This window comes from Actinoplanes sp. ATCC 53533 (assembly GCF_003947245.1).
Window position 1 is genome coordinate 1 of sequence record NZ_QHHV01000104.1, and the last position, 16,710, is coordinate 16,710.

Sequence of the window (16,710 nt, forward strand, 5' to 3'; positions counted from 1 at the left end):
CTCCTCGACTCGGTCAGCCGGTCCCTGCCCAAGGTCGCCGAACACCTCGACGACGCCCGCGCCGATCTGCTCGCCTTCACCGGCTTCCCACAGCAGATCTGGCGCCAGATCTGGTCGAACAACCCCAACGAACGCCTCAACAAGGAGATCCGCCGCCGCACCGACGTCGTCGGGATCTTCCCCGACCGCGACGCGATCATCCGCCTCGTCGGCGCTGTCCTGGCCGAACAACACGACGAATGGACCGAAGGCCGCCGTTACTTCGCTCTCGACGTCCTCGACCGCGCCCGCACCACACCCACCACCATCGTGTCCACCGCGACCGCCCAGGAACTTCAACTGGAGCCAGCAGCATGACCCACCCGACCGGCGAGCACACCATCCCTGACCCGGCCGAACGCGCCGCCCTCAACACCGCTCTGATCAACGACAACATCGAAACCGGCTGGTGGGACGACCAAGGCCGGCCCGCACCCTGGCCCGACGACATCGACCAATGGCAACCCGCCACCGGTGAACCCATCACCGGCGAACCCGGTCAACCCCTCTTCTAACCAAGATCAAATCGGAAGATCACCCAATACACCACATCCAGGGACTTGACCGATGGGTGGCGGAGTCCATCTCCCCGGCCGGCCGGGGAGATGAGATGGCAGGAAACACGTACTACGCAGCGTCGGCTGAGGAACAACTCCGCGATGCGCAGCGCGCACTCGATACGCACGTCATGTCCAGTGCCACGGGCCGTTGCCTGGAGTGCGGCACCTTGGGTCCGTGCTGGCGACGGGAAAGCGCCGTCGTGCTCTTCTCCCGGGCCCTGCGGCTTCCGACTCGTCAGCCTGGGGCCAGTCAGCCGGAGTTGATCAATGCTCGACGGATGCCCGCCGCGCGGCTTCCGCTCGCGGTTTAGTGGTGCTCGGATGTCGGAGCCGGCGGCCGGGCACATGCCATCGCGGCCCGACTGGAGCTGCAAGGCGCCGGGTTGCGCAGAGCCATGGCCTTGCTCGACGCAGCGCGCGGAACTGCTGAGGACGTACCGACAAGCGCGTTCCCCGCTACGGATCTACATGGCCTCCTACATGTACGACGCGATCGAGGATGCCCTTCGGTATCCCACGGTGGACGACATCGACCTTTGGCCCCGGTTCATGGGTTGGGTGTGACGGGAGCCAGCCGCCTCAAACGGAAGGGAACAACTCGCGATGATGCGGGACGAGCTGTTGCAACGGATCGCGGCTCTGCCGGCGGACTCCGACGTGGGCGTGCAGATCGGCGACGATCACCTCGACATCGCGGAGGTCATCCGGTGGGGTAACGGCACGTTCGGCGCGCTTCGATGTCATTCCAGCGATCTGCACGACATGGTGGTGGCGTGGGAGTTGCCCCAGGACTTGCGCGAGCGACTCCTGCCCGGCGGCGCCTCGACCACGAAGGTTCGCAACGCGGAATGACCAGCGGTCCCGACCTTGCGGTGCCATCGCATGGAGCGTTCGGGCAACCAAGACCGGCGATCAGTGCTGCGGCGAGCGTAGCCCTGCTCGTAAGCTGGCGTGGAGCTGGAACGGGCTGTTCGAATCGTGAGGAGTGACGAGCGATCAAGCGCGGACTGTACCTGACGCCGTTCGACCGGCCGGCTGATCCGCGGCTCCTGGCCGCGCCTCCGCGGTTCGGGCCGATGGTCACTCTGCCGGCCAGCTTCGAGCCGCAGCCGCCGGAAGATGTGGTGCGTGAGGCCATCGGGGCCGGCCGGTGACCGGCGGCCCGGTTGATTTCGACGCCGAGCTGATCAGGTACGGCGCCGTGCTGCGCCGATCCTGGGCGGTCCAGCCCCACGACCGCATCCTCGACGTCGGTTGCGGCGCCGGGCAGACGACCCGGGCGGCTGCGGGCATGGCCGCGGCGGGGAGTGTGCTCGGCGTCGACGTGTCCGCAACCGCCATCGAGCGGGCCCGCATGATCGCGCGGGCCGAGGGGCCGCACAACGTCAGCTTCGAGCACGCCGACGCGCAGGAACACGGCTTCGCGCCGGGCTCCTTCGATCTGGCGATCAGCCGGTTCGGCACGATGTTCTTCGACGACCCGGTCGCCGCCTTCGGCAACATCGGCCGGGCGCTGCGCCCGGCCGGACGCCTCGTGATGGTGGTCTGGCAGGCCCACGACCGGAACGAGTGGGACGTCGCCATCCGCCAGGCGCTCGCCGGATCCGACGGGCCGGCGGCGGTCGCCGGCGCCCGGCCGGATCCGTTCTCGCTCGCCGATCCGACGACCGTGGAGGGGATCCTGCTGGCCGCGGGGTTCGCCGAGATCAGCTTCACCGACGTCCACGAACCGGTCTACTACGGTCCGGATGCCACTGCCGCCCTCGCCTGGGTTCGCCGCTTCGCGAGCACGGACGCATTGCTCAAGCGGCTCGATCCTGCCGGCGCCGCTCGTGCCCTCGCCCGGCTGCACGACACCATCGCCGCGCGCGTGACTGACGAGGGCGTCTGGTTCGAATCCCGGGCCTGGATCGTCGCCGCGCGTCGCCGGTGAGCGCGGGCGGTACGAGCTTCCAGCGGCACCGCCACCTGGGCTGAAGGCCGTCCGACCGTGATCGAGTGATGAGTTGTCGCGCCCGCACCCGTCATACCTACGACGGGACATGACGAGACGGAAGGATGACGTGATGGATGCGGATACGCGGCCGGAGGAACTGGGCGTGAGCGGGCTGGGCGTGAGCGGGCTGGGCGGCAGCGGGCTGGGCGGCAGCGGGCTGGGCGAGGTCGACGAGCCGGCGTTCTCGGGGCTGGCGGAGCGGCACCGTCGGGAGTTGCACGTGCACTGCTACCGGATGCTCGGGTCGTTCGAGGACGCCGAGGACACCGTGCAGGAGACGTTCCTGCGTGCCTGGCGGCGGCGGGAGACCTTCGAGGGGCGGTCGACGTTCCGGGGCCTGGCTCTACCGGATCGCCACCAACGCCTGCCTGGACCTGCTCGCCAAGTGCCGCCCGGAGCCCGCGACCGGCGGTGAGGTGCTGTGGCTGCAGCCCTACCCGGACCGGCTGCTCGACGAGCTGCCCGCGGGCGGCGCGGACGAGCCGGAGACCGTCGCCGTCGCGCGGGAGACGATCGAGCTGGCCTACCTGGTCGCCGTCCAGCATCTCGCGCCGCGCCCGCGGGCCGTGCTGATCCTGCGGGACGTGCTCGGCTGGCCGGCGAAGGACGTCGCGGAGCTCCTCGGGGACTCCGTCAACTCCGTGAACAGCGCGCTGCAGCGGGCCCGCGCCGGCATGCGGGAGCACCTGCCCGCCGAGCGGCAGGACTGGACCGGCGGCGAGGAGGACGCCGGGACGCGCGAGCTGGTGCGCCGTTTCACCGAGGCCAGCGTGGCCACGGACATCGACGGGCTCGCCGCGATGCTGCGCGACGACGTCCGCTGCTCGATGCCACCCACGCCGGGCCTGCACATCGGCCGCGACACGGTGGTCAACGACTGGGTCGAGAGCGGCTTCGTGGGCATGACGGGCCTGCGCGCGGTCCCCACCGCCGTGAACCGGCAGCCCGCCGTCGCCTTCTACCACTGGCGGCAGCAGGAGGGCGCGTACCTGCCGCTGACGATCGACGTCCTGCGCGTCACCGGCGGGAAGATCACCGAGATCGTCACGTTCCACGACGACCAGTTCCCGCGGCTCGGGCTGCCGGAGCGCCTGCCGGCGGACGGCACGGAGTAGTCCCGGTGCGGACGCTCGCACTGCGCGGTGGCGCGCGTGCCGAGGTCGTCGCGGCGGAGTGGGACGACGCGTTCGGCGTCGTCACCCACGGGCGGGTGCAGCTGGAGCTGCGCGACGGCGAGCCCGGGCCGGTGCTCGGCCGCGACGCCGGGTTCTGGCTGCGCGGCACCGGCGTGCGCGCCCTGCGCAACCCCGGCCGTCGCACGGCGAGGGTGCGCATCGTCACGCCCAGGGCCGGGACCGACACATGCCAGTCAACACTTCCCTGGAGGAACGACATGAACAGCTTGAATGACGCCGGCGTCGTCGCAGGCCCGGCATCGGGCCGGACGACCCACCGACTTCGCGGGCTCGCCGGCATCGGCCTCATCGCCATGCTCGCGGCGGTGGTGGCCACCACCCTCGCCGCCGCGCTTGCCCGGGCCGTCGGCGTCGACTTCGAGGTGCCCGATGGTGGCGAGACGATTCCGCTGTCCGGCTTCGCCGTGGTGACCGGCTTCTTCTCGGTCGTGGGTATCGTCATCGCCGTCGCGTTTCTGCGCTGGAGCGCTCGCCCGGCCCGGCGATTCGTATGGACGGCGGTATCGCTGACCGCGATCTCGTTCGTCCCGCCTCTCCTCTCCGGGGCGAATACCGCCACCATTATCGCACTCCTCGGGTTGCACCTCGTTCCCGCGGCGGTGATGATTCCCGCCCTGGCGCGGAGTCTCCGCAGCCGGACCGATTGACGATTCCGCGACGGGACAATGCGCAACACCCTCAGCGGCACCGGTGCTGCCGTCCGGCCGGGCAGGGGAAAAGGCAAAATGACGCACTGTCGAAGCGAGGCCGGACCGAATGGCGACGGCACCCCGAAGCGGGAATGAGCAGAAAGCGGTCGCACCCGGTGGAGATGGGGGGCCGGGTGCGACCGCTGGTCAAGGGAGCACGGTGATCAAGGGAAGGCCGGGATCAGGGTCAGCCGGTGACCCTGACGCAGGCCCGCGCCGTGCCGAACCGGTCGTCGGCGGCGAGGACGCCGCAGACCTGCGATCCGTCGGCCACGTTCCGGCGGGGGGTGAAGGTCGCGGTCGCGGGGTCGGCGCAGGGGACGGTGTCGGTCAGGGCGCTGCCCTGCTGGGTGGTGGCCCGCAGGGTGACGCTGCCCCGGCAATCGCCCGGACTCGTGAGGCTTACCCGGACGCGGTCGACGCGCAGTCCGGTGCGCCGCACCGTGGTGCACAACCGGGCCTCGTCGTCGCCCTGGGCGTCGCGCACCTGGACCGCCACGCAGGCGCTGGTGTCGGCGGCTGCCCGGTCGGCGTCGACGTTCGGGTCGGCGTCGGGGTCGAAGGGGGACGGCGACGCGTCGGGATCGGCCGGCCGCTGCGTCCCGTTCGGGTCGGCCGCCCCGTTCCGGCCGGCCTGCCGGTCGGCGTCGTCGCCGCGCTGCTCCGCCGAGTTGCCGCCGGTCGCGGCGCCGTCATCGGTACGCGTGCCGGCCGAGGCCACCATTGTGCCGACCCCGGTCAGCGCGCCCAGGGTGATTACCACAATGACACCGTTGCGCAGCGAACGTTTTTTCATCGGAGTCCTTTCGGGGACTGATCGTCGACAATGCGGTTCCGGAAACCGTTGGGGTTGTGCGGCATTACCCTCGATACCGAAGCTGTGCGCACCATAAACCTGAGCTGTCAAAAACCTATGGCGCGGTCGCACTTTCGGTAAGGTCTCGGATCCGGACCGTGGTATCCGGCCCGCATATTGTCGCGGGTCAGTGACCGGCGGTCATATCGACAAGGCGCACATCGCCCGGGATGCGGACAAGCTCGAAATAACGCACGCGGCCTCGGTGCGGCGTTTGTGCGCCTGTTCCACAGCTTCCGCACAGAGCCTTCGGCCGGAATATCCCGAACGAATGTGCCGCGCCAGTGCCAGTCGTCAATGTCGACCGGGAGTGGAAACAGCGGAACCGGGTGGCGCCCGCCACCCGGTTCCGTACGGCTTCTCCTCAGCGGTTGGTGAAGATCGGGCCGATCTTGTCGAGCTCGGCCCCGGCCCGGCCGTGGAATCCGGTCAGGTGCCGGCCCGCCGGCGCCGTCCAGGTGACGCAGTCCGCGGTCGTCGTGCCGCCGGCCACGCTCGCGCCGAGGTTCGTGGTGAGCCGGGCGGAGAAGATCCGGGTGTGGCCGCCGTACTCGCCCCGGCACAGGGTCGCCGACACCACATACTCACCCGCGCCCAGCGTCAGCGACCGGGCGGTGCCGCCCGTGCCGCCGTGCCGCAGCGTGGTGCCGCCGGCCAGGGTCAGGCCGATCTGGTCGACGCGGCTGCCGGCCCGCAGCTCCACCGACGTGGTACGGGCGTCCGCCGGCACCGCGCCGATGTCGTTGAAGTGGTCGCCGTGCGGCCCGCCGAACTGCGCGCCCAGGTGGTACGCCGGGTTCGCCGTCCAGTCCAGCCGGACCGAGACCGGGTCGTGGTCCGACAGCCGGAGCCCGTCGGCGGTGAGGAAGGCCGCGCGCTCGTTGTGGTACGCCGTGGCGGTGAGGTTCACCGACCGGCTGCCCCGGTAGAGCACCTTGTCGACCACCTCGCAGGCGTCGGTCACCGCGCCCTCGGGGCAGACCAGCGCCGGGCTGCCGGCGGCCGGGGCGACGCCGCCGCGTTCGAGCTGGAGCCACGCGTCGGTCAGCCCGTTGTCGGCCGCGAACGCCCGGATGGTGTCCAGCTCCCGGGTGTAGCGGGTGTTGGTGTCGCCCATGACCACCACCGCGTTGCCCGCCGAGTGGGTGCCGATGAACGCCGTGAGCTGGCTCAGGTTCGACGCCCGGGACTCCTGGTCGCCCGCGCTCGTGCCGGCGTTGGTGTGCAGGTTGTAGACGTCGACGTAGACGCCGTCCGCGACCCGGGTCCGCAGGAAGGTGAAGCCCTTCGGGGTCAGGCAGTCGCCTGAGTCGAGCTGGCAGGAGGTCCAGCGCCCCCGCTCGAAGTCATCGGTGTCGTACGGGTACGACGACAGCGTGTTCAGCCCGCTGCCGATGCCCGCCCCGCCGCTGGTCGGCGTCCGGTACGGATGGCCGTCGGCCGCGTACAGGGCCGCGTGGTAGTTGAAGTCCTCCTGCACGTTCACGATCTCGTACGCCGACAGCCGCTGCCCGATCGCCGTCGTGCTCGACGCGCGGGGCGTCCCGGCGCTCGACAGCCCTTCCGGGAGCCCGGCGATGTTGTAGGTCAGGACGTCGAAGGCGCCGGACGGGGTGGCGGCCGCCGCGGGGGCCGCGGCGACCGGCACCGCGGCGGCGACGATCGCCGCCGCGGCGAGGTAGCTCAGCAGGGTGCGCAATCCTCAGCCCGCCACGGGTGAGGTCCAGCCGGCGGCCACGTGGCCGATCCGCACGCGCTGCGGGTGGTCGCCGACGGCCACCGTGGCCACCCGGCGGCCGGTGGCGAAGCTGATCGCCGAGACCTGGTCGGCGCCCGACTCGGAGATGACGCAGTCGCGGCCGTCGCCGCTGACCGTCGCCCAGTACGGCTTGCTGGCCGGCACCTGCGGCCCCTCGGCCAGCGTGCCGCGGTCGACGACCATGGCGTAGTCGTCCATGGTCCCGGCGACGCAGAGCTTGCCGCCGTCCGGGCTCATCGCCAGGCCGTGGTGCCGGGAGTCGTTGACGTAGGTGGTGCGGTCGTCGCTGGTGGCCGGATTCTTCGGCAGGGTCTTCACCCGGGTGATCTTGTCAGTGGCCACGTCGTACTCGATGAAACCGTTGAAGAACGAAACCTGAAAATACAGTTTCGAGCCGTCGGGGCTGAACACCGCGGGACGGATCGCGTTGGACAGGTCCTTACGGCCGAAGGCGTCGAGCCGGGCGCGCATGTCGATCGTGCGTACCGTCTGGAAGGTCGTGGTGTCCACGACCGTGATCCGCCGGTTGCCCTTGGTCCAGTCCCAGATCGGGTCGTCGAGGGCGGTGTTGACCTCACCGATGGACATGTTCCACAGGTAGCGGCCGCCGTCGGTGTAGACGTTCTCGTGCGGCTTGTCGCCGGTGCTGAAGGAGCCGAGCTGCCGGCCCGTCCTGATGTCGAGCATGTGCACGGTGTTCGAGGTCGACGCCGAGACCGCGACCTGGGTGCCGTCCGGGGAGACGGCCATGTGGTCGGCGCGGAAACCGGAGACCGGGAAGCGCCAGTTCACCGCGCCGGTGCGCAGGTCGAGCGAGACGACGTCGGCCAGGCTGGGCCGGGAGGCGACCAGCGCGGTGCCGTCCGGGGTGGTGTACATGTCGTCGACGAGCTGGTCGTGTCCCTCGCCCGGGCCGGAGCGGATGCCGAGGAAGAACGCCAGTTTGATCGGGTTGAGGTAGATGTCCAGGAGCCGGGCGTCGAGGTCGGGGACCACGTTGAGCCCGCCGATCTTGGCGTAGTTGCCGCTGGACCGGATCACGTCCACCGTGCCCGCCCAGTTGTTGCCGACGAACATGACTTCCTGCAGATCCGGCGCCGCGGCCGCGGCGGGCATCGGGGCGCCGGCGAGCAGGGCGGCGGCGATGGCGGTGAACGCTAACAACTTTCGGGCCATGGGGACTCTCCTGGGGCAGGGAGCGATGTTACTTTGCGGTAACGCACAGGAAACAGCGGATCGTTGTCCGTCGATAGGCGCCGGGGTCCAACGTCCGGGGCCTTCGTTGTGTGACAGCCACAACCGCCGGGGAGAGAGATGACACAGACCGCGCGCGGCGAGGTGTTCGTCAAGGTGCTGTGGGCCATGGCGGCCGACGAGCGCATCGTGGACGACCTGGTCGAGGCGGCCCGGGCCGGGGCACCGGAGATCGCCCGGCTGCCCCCGGCGGAGACCCGCCGGCACGTCGCCATGCTCTTCTCCGCCGGCCTGGCCTCGTTCGAGGGCGCCGGTGACCCCAGCGAGAGCGACTTCGCGGAGGCGGCCCGGCTCGGCGCGGACCGGGCGGCGCAGGGCATCTCCATCGGCGGCCTGCTCTGCGCCGTCCAGGCGGGGCGCAACCGGGCGCTGGAGATCGCGATCCGGCGGGCCAGGGCGGCGGCCATCCCCGACGGCGTCCTGCTGGAGGTGCTGCTGGACCTGGACCGCTACCTCGGCGCCATGGAGCGGCACGTCATCGCGGGCCACCGCGCCGCCGAGCAGGACCTCGCGCACAGCCGGGTGGAGGCCGGCGACCGGGTGCTCCGCGGGCTGCTGCTCGGTGACCAGCCGGCGCCGTCGCCGGCCGACCTGGCCCGCAGCGGGCTGCGGCCGGAGGGCCGCTACCACTGCCTGGTCTCCGAGGTGACCGACCCGGGCCTGCTGCGCGCGGCCGGCCGCCGGCTGGCGGGCGGCGGCGGAGTCACCGGTACGGTGCAGGGCCGGCTGGCCGTCCTGACGCCCCGCCTGCCCGCGGCGGAGGCGCTCGAGCCGGGCGTGCTGATCGTGGCGGCTCCCGCCTGGCCGTTGCGCGACATCCGCGGCGTGTACGACCTCTGCCTGGCCGCCCTGCCGATCGCGGCCCGCACCGGCCGGCCCGGGCTGCACCTGCTCGTCGAGCACGCCGGCGACCTCGCGCTGAGCGCCCAGCCGCTGCTGGCCGGCCTGGCCGGGGCCGCCGTGCTCGGCTCGCTGCGTGCCGACGACGACTTCCACCGGGAGCTGGTGTCGACCGCGATGGCCTACCTGGACCACGGCCAGCGGCTGGACCACACGGCCGCGGCGCTGCACGTGCACCCGAACACGGTCCGTTACCGGTTGCGCCGGCTGCACGAGCTCGCCGGGGTGCCGCTGGTGCCCGGCGAGCCGGGGGACGGGCTGACCGTGTTGGCCACCGTGGGCCTGTGGTGGGCGCTTCGCACCTGGCGGGATTCCCCGCCCGGCACCCGGCCGACCACCGTGGAATTCGACGCTTGACGATGGCTCTTGGCCGGGGTTAGCGTGCCTCCCATCCAGAACAACAGCCTTTTCTGGATTAAGTGGGGGAGATTCCCATGCCAACCTGTCAATGTCCCGAGGAGCACGAGCACCCGGTCCAGTTCGGTCGGACCCGGTGGCGCCGCTTCGGCATCCTCTTCGGACTCAGCGCCGCCACCGTCGGCGGCCTGCTCACCCTGATGTCCAACGGCGCCCTCGCCGCTTCCTTCTCGGTCTCCGGCCAGCAGTTCAAGGTCGGCGCCGACAAGCTTGTGGCCACCGGCTTCGTGCAGTACGGCTCGATCGACGCCCGCACCGAGCCCGGTGCCGGCTCGCAGACGCCGGAGCCGGTGGCCGTGGCGGTCATGAAGACGGCGACGCTGAACAACCTCTGCCAGTCGGTCGTCACCGACCTGGGTGACTTCGGCTCCGTCACTCTCAAGATCAACGCGGGCGGCGGCGACCGGCCGGTCACGGCCAAGAACATGGCCATCGACATGACGTCCATGGACGGCGACGCCAAGTTCGAGACGATGGAGATCGGCCGGGACGCCGCCACCCTCGACAAGGGACCGACCAACGATCCGGCCGAGGTGGCCCAGCGCCGCGAGGGCTTCTTCAGCCAGCAGGCCGACAAGGTCACCATCACGAACCTCAAGCAGACGGCCTGGGCGACCACGGCCGGCGAGTTCAACCTCACCGGGCTCTCGCTGCGGCTCAAGTGGGGCAAGGACGAGTGCTTCTGAGCCCGTACCGCAATCCGTGATCAAAGGAGATCGAGATGACCCGCTCCCACACCGTCCGCCGGTCGGCACTAGTGGCGACGGCTGTCGCCGCCAGTGCCGGACTGGTGATGCTCCCCGCCGGACCCGCCCTGGCCGCGTCCTCGACCACGGTCGGCCCGGCCGGGCACAGCTACACCGCCTCGCTGGTGACCGGCACCACGGCCACCTTCCTGGTCGGCAGCACTACGGTCACCTGTAACCAGTCGGCCAACGACGGCGCGGTGCCGGCCGAGCCGGACAACACCAGCGCCGCCGGCCCGGTCGTGTCGTCGCTGACGCCGGCGACCTTCTCCAACAACGGCGGCGCCTGCCCGACCAACGTGCTGTTCACCACCGCCCGCACGGTCTCCAACTCCACCAACGGCCCGTGGACGATCGCGTTGCAGTACGAAGAGGCCGGCTCGGTCGGCACCATGACCATCCCGCAGGCCGGCGTGGTCACCACCATCTCGGGCCTCGCGTCCTGCGTGGTGACGGTGGCGCCGGACGGACCCGCGTCGTTCAGCGGCCCGTGGGTGCCCGGCACCGCGACCAGCGGCCCGGTGCTGGACTTCTCGGCGGGCGTGTCGCTGCCCATCAAGGTGACCGGTGGCCTGGCCTGTCCGACCGGCGCCACCGCGGCCACCTTCAAGGCACGTTACACGGTCGCCGACACCACCGACGCGACCCAGCAGATCACCGTTTCGGGCGCCGCCGTGGTGGAACCCACCGAGTAGCACCGCTTCATCCTGGTTCCCCGGCGGCCACCCGAGCGGCGGCCGCCGGGCCCAGGTACGGCACCAGCACCAGATAGGTCAGATCGCCCAGGCGCTGCGGCAACTCCGCCGCCCGGCCGGTCGACACGAAGTCGTAGATGACGCCGTACACGCCCGCGATCACCGCGTCCACCACGCCGTCCGGCACCGGCGGCGTCCCGGCCCGGCGCGGTGCCGCCGTGAAGAACACCGCGTACGCGTCCAGCAGCTGCCGGCGGCAGGCCCGCGCGCGCGGCCCGGCGGCGAGCACCTCGACCACGGCCAGGGCGGCGAAGGCCGGCTCCGCCGCCAGGATCCGCAGCAGGGTGTCCAGGCCCCGGTGCATCCGCTGCGGCCAGCGCGCCGGCCGCGAGTACGCCCCGGCGACCGACTTCTGCATCAGGCTGACCCCGCGGTCGAAGGTGGCCAGGAAGCACGCCTCCTTGTCCGCGAAGTGCTCGTAGAAGGCGCGGGTGGAGACCCCCGGCGGTGGTGCACACCTCGCCGAGGGAGGCGTTGGCGTAGCCGCGCTCGGCCACCGTCGTGGCCATCGCGTCGATGAGGCGGTCCCGTTGGGTGCGGCTGACGAATTCACGGGTGAGATCGTGCCGTCCGCGGGGCAGCAGCCGTTCGGGATCGGTGGCCGAACGCGAGCCGGGAATGCGCTCGTCGGAGTGCGCCGACTGGGTCACCGTCCACCTTCCTTCGCCGTCTGGGCGGGGGCCCCGGAATGGTCGCGGCATCGCTGCCGCCAGCCTAGACGGCGTACGCACGCGGTGGTGAACCGCCGCGACGCGATGGGTGATTCGCGCGGATATCCCCGAGCGGAGCGGGCGCGGCGGCTACCTTCTTGTCGGCTGTGGAATGAATGGTGAAGTCTTATGTGAAAGGTGCGTCATGTCTGTTCGCCGCCGTATTCTCACCACCGGTTCGCGCCTGCTGGCCGCCGCTACGGTCGCGGCCACGGTGCTGGTGCCGGCGGCTCCGGCCCAGGCGGCGCCGGCCTTCCCGTTCGTCGGCGGGTTCCAGCTGTTCAACGTGCGCAGCGACAAATGCCTCACCGTCGCCGGTGGTGGCACCGCCGACAACGACGTCGTCGTGCAGAGCGCCTGCCGCGACGAGCGGTCGCACCTGTGGCGGATGCGGCTGGTGACGCTGACCGGGCTGTTCCAGGTGCAGAACGTCAGGTCCGGGCGCTGCCTGTCGGCCAATGAGGGGAGTGGCCGCGTCGTGCAGTACCGGTGCGACGACGCCGTGTCGCGCCGCTGGCGGCTGTGGGACGCCAAGGGGACCGGCTTCTACATCCGCGGCGCCGCCAGCGGCCGGTGCCTGACCGTCGCCGGCGGCGGGGTGGACGAGAACGCCGCCGCGCTGCTCTCCACCTGCGGCCCCGCCCGCTCCCGGCGCTGGGACGCGCGCCTGAGCGGCAGCACCGAGCGGGCCTGAGCACCGAGCGGGCCTGAGCAGCGAGCGGGCCTGAGCAGCGAGCGGGCCTGAGCAGGGGGCGCGGGCACCTCGCCCGCGCCCCCTGCTACCCGGTGGTCAGCGCAGGACCGTGGTGTCCTGCAGCACCCGGCTGGAGCCGCCGCCGGGGGCGGACAGGCTCTTGGCCGCCGCAGCCGTCGGGTCCGGCTGCGGCAGGGGCTCGCACTGCTTGTCGGAGCGGTTGCCACGGACCCGGGCCGGCAGCGTGCCGTCGGACAGGTACGCCGCGATCGCGTTGTCGGTGCACGCGATGCCGTTGAGCGAGCCCGAGTGCGTCGTGCCACCCACGCCCTCCAGCAGCACCGACTTCGGGAAGAGCTTCCGCACGTGGAGGCTGCCGGTGTACGGCGTCGCCGCGTCGTTCGTCTCGCTGATCAGCAGGATCGGCGGCGCCTTCTTGCCGTTGACGTTCACCGGCTTGCCGACGTCGCCCTTCCAGTACAGGCAGGGCGCGTTGAACCAGGCGTTGCTCCAGGTCAGGAACGGGTGCTGGGCGTAGGTCCGCCAGTTGTCGCGCTGCCACTTGCTCCAGTTCTTCGGCCACTGCACGTCGGAGCACTGGGTGGCCAGGTACATGGCGTAGCCGTTGTCGGTGCCCGGCCCCTGCGGGTAGCCGCCGTCGTACAGCGCCTTGGCCGGGGCGAAGTCGCCGTCGTTGACGTACGCCGCGAACGCCTCGGCGATGTCCGTCCACTCGAAGATGTAGTAGGCGGCGGAGGTGAAGATGTCGGTCCACTCGTCCGGGCCGATGACCCCGCCGGCCGGCGCCTTGCGCAGCTTCTGCAGCGTCGCGTAGTACTTCTTCTCGACGGCCTTGCCGGTCGTGCCGAGGTGGTAGACGGAGTCGTACTTGGCGATCCAGGCGAAGTAGGTGCCGATGTTCTTGTCGAACGCCACGTCCTGGGCCAGGTTGGCGTCGTACCAGACGCCGCGGGGGTCGACGTTGCCGTCGAGGACCATCCGGCGGACCCGCTCCGGGTGCAGCGTGCTGTAGACCTGACCGAGGTAGGTGCCGTACGAGAAGCCGTAGAAGTTGATCTGCTTGGCGCCCAGCGCCTTGCGGATGCTCTCCATGTCGGCGACGGTGTCGGTGGTCTTGACGTGGTCGAGCAGCGCGCCGCCGGCCTTCGCGCAGGCCTGCGCGTACTTCTTGGACCGGGCCAGCCACTCCTTCTCGAGCGACCGGGTCACCGGGACGTAGTACGGCCGGTTGTACGCAGTGGTCAGTGAGCCGTCGCAGGACAGGGACGGCTCGCTGGCGCCGACGCCGCGCGGATCGAAACCGATCCAGTCGTAGTCGAGGCCCACGTCGTCCGGCACGTACTCGCCGAGCACCGACAGGGTCAGGCCGGAGCCGCCGGGTCCACCCGGGTTGGTCAGCATGACGCCCTGGTAGTCGGCCGCCGACGACTTGTGCAGGATGCGGGAGACGGCAAGCTTGATCTTCGTGCCGCGGGGGCGCTGGTAGTCCAGCGGCACCGTGAGCATGCCGCACTGGGCGCCGCGGCGCTGCAGTCCGGGGCTCTCGCACGTGCCCCACGCGATCGGCGCGGGGGTGTAACCGGATTCGCCGCGAGCGGGCGTGGCCTGCGCGGGCGCCGACGCCACCGCGCCACCGGCTGCCAGGCCGATGACGACAACAGCCGTCAGGAGTCTTCTCATGTCGTGCCTCTCGGTCCGTTACGCCCGGCGGGGCGCGGCGATCGGATCGCGACAGCACGCATTAGCCGGGCGACGGAGAGCTTAGGCCCGATCAGACCGGGCCGCGAGAGGAGATAAGCGTGAAGGCCGCGCCACCCTACTCCTTTCATCGGCGTTACGTGGCCTTTGCCCGAGCTGGACGGTAAGCGGACTGAAAGATCACAACGGCGGCTTTTGAAGCTAGTTTTTGGAGCGGCAAATCCGTGCCGTCAGCGTTACCAGAACGGGGAGAAACATGGAGAAGAACCGGCGCCTGCTGGCGCTCGCAGCGGTCACGGCCATCACGATGGCCGCGCAGATCACGACCCTTCCGGCGGCCGCCGCGCCGCCCGCCGGTGGCGGTTTCAGCGGTGTGGCCGGCGACTTCAACGGCGACGGCCGCGACGACATCGTCACCTTCACCCGGGGCCCGGCGGCGGATGTGTACGTCGCGCTGTCCACGGGTGCGTCGTTCTCGGGCACCGGGTGGAAATGGCACGACTTTTTCGCGGTGGGCGCGGAGACGCCGCTGGTGGGTGATTTCAACGGCGACGGCAAGGATGACATCGCGACGTTCACCAAGGGCCCGGCCGCCGACGTCTTCGTCGCATTGTCGACAGGTTCCTCGTTCTCGGGCACCGGGTGGAAATGGCACGACTTTTTCGCGGTGGGTGCCGAGACGCCGGCGGTGGGTGATTTCAACGGCGACGGCAAGGACGACATCGTGACATTCACCCGGGGCCCGGCCGCCGACGTCTACGTCGCGCTGTCGACCGGCTCGTCGTTCTCCGGTACGGGGGTGAAGTGGCACGACTTCTTCGCCGTCGGCACGGAACTGGCGTCGGTCGGGACTTCAACGGCGACCGTAAGGACGACATCGTGACGTTCACCCGCGGCGCGCCCGCCGACGTCTACGTCGCGCTCTCCCGGGGGTCGTACTTCGCCGGTACCGGGGTGAAGTGGCACGACTACTTCGCCGTCGGCGCCGAGATCCCGGGCACGGGCGACTTCACCGGCGACGGCCGCGACGACATCGCGACGTTCACCCGGGGCGCCGCCGCCGACGTCTACGTCGCCCGCTCCACCGGCGTGGCCTTCGCCGGCACGGGGGTGAAGTGGCACGACTTCTTCGCGGTGGGCACCGAGATCCCGCAGCCGGGCATCCTCTGGTGACCGCGCACCGCCTCTGAACAAGCACCGCATCTGAACGCTCACCGCCTCCTCTGGGGTGCGGCGCCGGGCCGGGTCTCTCGCAGACCCGGCCCGGCGCCGTCACCACAGGCATTGACGGACGTCGCTGCGGCTTCTACGGTCGGCGGGAAAGCGCTTACCTCAGGCGCTCCCTTCCGGCAGGAGTCCCATGGATCGCCGAAATCTGATCAGGCTCGCGGCGGGCACCAGCGCGGCGATCGCCGCCGGTTCGTTCGCCGGTGCCCGTCCCGCCCAGGCCCGCCCCGGGCCGCGCAGCACCGTGGCCGAGGACGGCAGCGGCGACTTCACCAGCATCCAGGCGGCGGTGGACGCCGTGCCGCCGGGCAACACCGCCCGCTTCACCATCGACGTCGAGCCCGGCACCTACCGCGGCCAGGTGATCATCCCCGCCGACCGGCCGCACATCCTGCTGCGCGGCCGGGGCACGCGCCCGGAGCAGGTCGTCATCACCGACGACCGGGCCAACGGCACGCCGCGCCCGGGCGGCGGCACCTGGGGCACCTCGGGCAGCGCCTCGGTCACCGTGGACGGCGCCGGCTTCGCCGCCCGCAACCTGACCCTGGCGAACTCGTTCGACGAGGCGGCCCACCCGGAGATCACCGGGCGGCAGGCGGTGGCCGTGCTGACCCGGGCCGACCGCATCGAGTTCGACACCGTGCGGTTCCTCGGCAACCAGGACACGCTCTACCTCAACAGCCGGGCCGCCGACGTGCCCGCCCGGATCTACCTGCGGCGCTGCTACGTCGAGGGCGACGTGGACTTCATCTTCGGCCGGGGCACGGCCGCGTTCGACCGGTGCCGGATCCACTCGCTCGACCGCGGCTCGGCCACCAACAACGGCTACGTGACCGCGCCGAGCACCAGCGTCGGCAACCCGCACGGGCTGCTCTTCTCGGCCTGCGCGTTCACCTCGGACGCCCCGGCGGCCAGCGTCTACCTGGGCCGGCCCTGGCACCCGAGCCAGGACCCGAACGCGATCGGCCAGACGGTCATCCGCGACTCGGTGCTCGGCGCGCACATCGGCGCCACGCCCTGGAGCGACTTCGGCACCTGGCCGTGGCGCGACGCCCGGTTCGCCGAGTTCCACAACCGGGGCCCGGGCGCGCTGGTGACGCCGGACCGCCCGCAGCTCACCCGCGCCGAGGCGGCCGGCTACACCGTCGGCGCCTACCTGGCCGGCGCCGACGGCTGGTCGCCGCACTGCTGAG

The 16,710-nt window shown here is 71.1% G+C and carries 19 protein-coding genes; 14 read left to right on the forward strand and 5 right to left on the reverse strand.

Features of this window, described 5'->3' with window-relative positions:
* From DMB66_RS30510 to DMB66_RS62830, 7 genes are all read left to right on the forward strand, one after another.
* On the forward strand, positions 1–357 hold a 357-nt coding region (locus DMB66_RS30510; RefSeq protein ID WP_199752701.1), incomplete at its 5' end, for a transposase.
* Entirely contained in the window at positions 354–554 is a 201-nt protein-coding gene (locus DMB66_RS30515) for a hypothetical protein (RefSeq protein WP_125807570.1), read from the forward strand. The genes DMB66_RS30510 and DMB66_RS30515, both read left to right, overlap by 4 nt.
* A 648-nt stretch (positions 555–1,202) precedes the next feature.
* The gene (locus DMB66_RS30525; protein WP_125807572.1) at positions 1,203–1,451 is read left to right on the forward strand and encodes a hypothetical protein; all 249 of its coding nucleotides are present in this window, start codon (positions 1,203–1,205) and stop codon (positions 1,449–1,451) included.
* Positions 1,452–1,749: 298 nt separating this feature from the next.
* Positions 1,750–2,532 carry a class I SAM-dependent methyltransferase gene (locus DMB66_RS30530; protein WP_125807573.1) on the forward strand — a complete coding sequence of 261 codons (783 nt, stop codon included), beginning with the start codon at positions 1,750–1,752 and terminating at the stop codon, positions 2,530–2,532.
* 133 nt (positions 2,533–2,665) lie between these two features.
* Entirely contained in the window at positions 2,666–3,010 is a 345-nt protein-coding gene (locus DMB66_RS64170; RefSeq protein WP_233624951.1) for a sigma factor, read from the forward strand.
* Entirely contained in the window at positions 2,970–3,710 is a 741-nt protein-coding gene (locus DMB66_RS30535; RefSeq protein WP_233624969.1) for an RNA polymerase subunit sigma-70, read from the forward strand. The genes DMB66_RS64170 and DMB66_RS30535 overlap by 41 nt, the downstream gene beginning before the upstream one ends.
* A 95-nt stretch (positions 3,711–3,805) precedes the next feature.
* Complete coding sequence (locus DMB66_RS62830) at positions 3,806–4,438, forward strand: DUF6069 family protein (protein WP_233624952.1); 633 nt, start codon at positions 3,806–3,808, stop codon at positions 4,436–4,438.
* A gap of 229 nt (positions 4,439–4,667) precedes the next feature.
* Here DMB66_RS62830 and DMB66_RS30545 read toward each other — a convergent pair whose 3' ends face one another.
* From DMB66_RS30545 to DMB66_RS30555, 3 genes are all read right to left on the reverse strand, one after another.
* Positions 4,668–5,276 (reverse strand): hypothetical protein, encoded by a 609-nt coding sequence (locus DMB66_RS30545; protein ID WP_125807575.1) that lies wholly within the window; start codon positions 5,274–5,276, stop codon positions 4,668–4,670.
* Between the two features lie 424 nt (positions 5,277–5,700).
* A complete protein-coding gene (locus DMB66_RS65615) occupies positions 5,701–7,035 on the reverse strand; it encodes a jacalin-like lectin (protein WP_125807576.1) in 1,335 nt (444 codons plus the stop codon).
* 3 nt (positions 7,036–7,038) lie between these two features.
* On the reverse strand, positions 7,039–8,271 hold the full coding sequence (locus DMB66_RS30555; protein WP_125807577.1) for a YncE family protein: 1,233 nt from the start codon (positions 8,269–8,271) through the stop codon (positions 7,039–7,041).
* Between the two features lie 138 nt (positions 8,272–8,409).
* On the opposite strand from DMB66_RS30555, the gene DMB66_RS30560 reads away from it, so the two are divergent.
* The 3 genes from DMB66_RS30560 (at position 8,410) to DMB66_RS30570 (ending at position 11,107) form a co-directional block, all read left to right on the forward strand.
* Complete coding sequence (locus DMB66_RS30560; protein ID WP_125807578.1) at positions 8,410–9,606, forward strand: CdaR family transcriptional regulator; 1,197 nt, start codon at positions 8,410–8,412, stop codon at positions 9,604–9,606.
* 77 nt (positions 9,607–9,683) lie between these two features.
* The gene (locus tag DMB66_RS30565; RefSeq protein WP_125807579.1) at positions 9,684–10,352 is read left to right on the forward strand and encodes a DUF6230 family protein; all 669 of its coding nucleotides are present in this window, start codon (positions 9,684–9,686) and stop codon (positions 10,350–10,352) included.
* 35 nt (positions 10,353–10,387) lie between these two features.
* The gene (locus DMB66_RS30570; protein ID WP_125807580.1) at positions 10,388–11,107 is read left to right on the forward strand and encodes a hypothetical protein; all 720 of its coding nucleotides are present in this window, start codon (positions 10,388–10,390) and stop codon (positions 11,105–11,107) included.
* A 7-nt stretch (positions 11,108–11,114) separates the two neighbouring features.
* Here DMB66_RS30570 and DMB66_RS30575 read toward each other — a convergent pair whose 3' ends face one another.
* Positions 11,115–11,720 carry a TetR/AcrR family transcriptional regulator gene (locus DMB66_RS30575; protein WP_125807581.1) on the reverse strand — a complete coding sequence of 202 codons (606 nt, stop codon included), beginning with the start codon at positions 11,718–11,720 and terminating at the stop codon, positions 11,115–11,117.
* 302 nt (positions 11,721–12,022) lie between these two features.
* Between DMB66_RS30575 and DMB66_RS30580 the strand changes: the two genes are divergently transcribed.
* The gene (locus DMB66_RS30580) at positions 12,023–12,571 is read left to right on the forward strand and encodes an RICIN domain-containing protein (protein ID WP_158647416.1); all 549 of its coding nucleotides are present in this window, start codon (positions 12,023–12,025) and stop codon (positions 12,569–12,571) included.
* A 96-nt stretch (positions 12,572–12,667) separates the two neighbouring features.
* Here the strand turns inward: DMB66_RS30580 and DMB66_RS30585 are convergent, their stop codons facing one another.
* The gene (locus DMB66_RS30585) at positions 12,668–14,272 is read right to left on the reverse strand and encodes an alpha/beta hydrolase (RefSeq protein ID WP_125807583.1); all 1,605 of its coding nucleotides are present in this window, start codon (positions 14,270–14,272) and stop codon (positions 12,668–12,670) included.
* Between the two features lie 274 nt (positions 14,273–14,546).
* On the opposite strand from DMB66_RS30585, the gene DMB66_RS30590 reads away from it, so the two are divergent.
* The 3 genes from DMB66_RS30590 (at position 14,547) to DMB66_RS30595 (ending at position 16,709) form a co-directional block, all read left to right on the forward strand.
* On the forward strand, positions 14,547–15,173 hold the full coding sequence (locus tag DMB66_RS30590) for a VCBS repeat-containing protein (protein WP_233624953.1): 627 nt from the start codon (positions 14,547–14,549) through the stop codon (positions 15,171–15,173).
* Positions 15,170–15,463, forward strand: a complete 294-nt coding sequence (locus tag DMB66_RS64185; RefSeq protein ID WP_233624954.1) for a hypothetical protein — start codon at positions 15,170–15,172, stop codon at positions 15,461–15,463. The genes DMB66_RS30590 and DMB66_RS64185 overlap by 4 nt, the downstream gene beginning before the upstream one ends.
* Before the next feature lie 187 nt (positions 15,464–15,650).
* Positions 15,651–16,709 carry a pectinesterase family protein gene (locus tag DMB66_RS30595; RefSeq protein WP_125807584.1) on the forward strand — a complete coding sequence of 353 codons (1,059 nt, stop codon included), beginning with the start codon at positions 15,651–15,653 and terminating at the stop codon, positions 16,707–16,709.
* The last annotated feature ends 1 nt before the right edge of the window (position 16,710 follow it).

Excerpts from the sequence above, each read along its gene's own strand:
- DMB66_RS30515 (WP_125807570.1), top strand. The coding sequence starts at position 354 with ATGACCCACCCGACCGGCGAGCACACCATCCCTGACCCGGCCGAACGC.
- DMB66_RS30525 (WP_125807572.1), top strand. The coding sequence starts at position 1,203 with ATGATGCGGGACGAGCTGTTGCAACGGATCGCGGCTCTGCCGGCGGAC.
- DMB66_RS64170 (WP_233624951.1), top strand. The coding sequence starts at position 2,666 with ATGGATGCGGATACGCGGCCGGAGGAACTGGGCGTGAGCGGGCTGGGC.
- DMB66_RS30545 (WP_125807575.1), bottom strand. The coding sequence starts at position 5,276 with ATGAAAAAACGTTCGCTGCGCAACGGTGTCATTGTGGTAATCACCCTG.
- DMB66_RS30555 (WP_125807577.1), bottom strand. The coding sequence starts at position 8,271 with ATGGCCCGAAAGTTGTTAGCGTTCACCGCCATCGCCGCCGCCCTGCTC.
- DMB66_RS30560 (WP_125807578.1), top strand. The coding sequence starts at position 8,410 with ATGACACAGACCGCGCGCGGCGAGGTGTTCGTCAAGGTGCTGTGGGCC.
- DMB66_RS30565 (WP_125807579.1), top strand. The coding sequence starts at position 9,684 with ATGCCAACCTGTCAATGTCCCGAGGAGCACGAGCACCCGGTCCAGTTC.
- DMB66_RS30570 (WP_125807580.1), top strand. The coding sequence starts at position 10,388 with ATGACCCGCTCCCACACCGTCCGCCGGTCGGCACTAGTGGCGACGGCT.
- DMB66_RS30580 (WP_158647416.1), top strand. The coding sequence starts at position 12,023 with ATGTCTGTTCGCCGCCGTATTCTCACCACCGGTTCGCGCCTGCTGGCC.
- DMB66_RS30585 (WP_125807583.1), bottom strand. The coding sequence starts at position 14,272 with ATGAGAAGACTCCTGACGGCTGTTGTCGTCATCGGCCTGGCAGCCGGT.
- DMB66_RS30590 (WP_233624953.1), top strand. The coding sequence starts at position 14,547 with ATGGAGAAGAACCGGCGCCTGCTGGCGCTCGCAGCGGTCACGGCCATC.
- DMB66_RS30595 (WP_125807584.1), top strand. The coding sequence starts at position 15,651 with ATGGATCGCCGAAATCTGATCAGGCTCGCGGCGGGCACCAGCGCGGCG.